2 protein-coding genes are annotated in these 1,197 nt (G+C 71.2%); one reads left to right on the top strand and one right to left on the bottom strand.

What is annotated here, in order from left to right; translation table 11 throughout:
• Positions 1-709, bottom strand: a 709-nt coding sequence (locus DEIPI_RS29350) for a carbonic anhydrase (protein WP_045233849.1), incomplete at its 3' end; no start/stop codon positions are given.
• Positions 710-903: 194 nt separating this feature from the next.
• Between DEIPI_RS29350 and DEIPI_RS0107360 the strand changes: the two genes are divergently transcribed.
• A partial coding sequence (locus DEIPI_RS0107360) for an ATP-binding cassette domain-containing protein (RefSeq protein WP_027481352.1) occupies positions 904-1,197 on the top strand: 294 nt, incomplete at its 3' end.

The following is a 1,197-nucleotide window of genomic DNA, read 5'->3' as shown; positions in this document are numbered from 1 at the left end:
CCGCGCCCGAGCCGATCTCGTAGTACGCGCCGATGACGCGCAGGGTGCCCGCCGCGACGGCCTGCGCCACGACGGTGTCCCGCGCGAGCGCCTGCGCCTGATGCCGGATGTTGCTCATGACGGCCTCGCGCATGCGGGCCTTCTCGTCGCGGATGAACGGGAGGTCACGCACGGCGGGCAGGATGTGCCCGGCGAGGTACGCGACGTGCTCGGGTTCCCTCGCGCGTTCCTCGTCGGGCAGCATGGCGGTCTTGACGGCGCCGCAGCCCTCGTGGCCGAGCACGACGATGAGGTGGCAGCGCAGGTGCCGCACGGCGTACTCGATGCTGCCGAGCGTGGCGGGCTCGGCGACGTTGCCCGCCACGCGGATGCTGAAGAGGTCCCCGAAGCCCTGATCGAAGATCAGCTCGGTCGGGACGCGGCTGTCGCTGCAGCCCAGCACGATCGCGAAGGGCGTCTGGAACATCACCTGGACGCGGCGTTCCATGGCGTTCATCTCGCCGCCGCGCGTCACGCCGGAGTAGAAGCGGGCGTTGCCGCGCATGAGGGTCTCGACGGCCTCGTCGGGCGTGCGGACGCTCGGCTCGCGCAGGCGGGAGATCTCCTCCATGCTGGCCCAGCCGCGGATGGCGTGGTAGAGGGAGTGGTCGAGGGTGCCCTCGACGGGGTCGTCGTGGTCGGTCAAGGCGGGGTCCTGTCCTTTCGACATGCGGTCAAGCCTAACGCGGGCGCGCCCTGACGCGCGAGCGGCAGTGTGTCGGGCCTGACGGCGCGCCCTCTGGGGTCATGTTAGCGACCGAAGGTCGCGGGGTGGTTGAGTGGGTCTTGAGGCGGCGCGTGGGCCGCGCGGCCTTTGTGACACCCGTCTTGAAAAAGCGTTCTCAACTCCCGCAGAATGATCCGGTGAGCACCACCGCCCCGCCCGCCCTGCGCTTCGAAGACGTCACCGTCCGGTTCGGGGACTTCACCGCCCTCGACGGCGTCACCTTCGAGGTCCCGCACGGCGCCTTCCTCGCCGTCGTCGGCCCCAACGGCGCGGGCAAGAGCACCCTCATGCGGACCGCGCTGGGCCTCGTCACGCCCACGCGCGGGCGCGCGCTCGTGTACGGCGAGACGCCCGGTCACGCCGCGCGCCGGGTCGGCTACGTCCCCCAGATCAAGACCTTCGACCGATCCTTCCCCGCGCAGGCCGTCGAG

Source organism: Deinococcus pimensis DSM 21231 (assembly GCF_000519345.1).
GTDB classification, from domain to species: domain Bacteria; phylum Deinococcota; class Deinococci; order Deinococcales; family Deinococcaceae; genus Deinococcus_A; species Deinococcus_A pimensis.
Note: the sequence above shows the minus strand (reverse complement) of the source record. Positions and strands in the feature narration are given on the sequence as shown.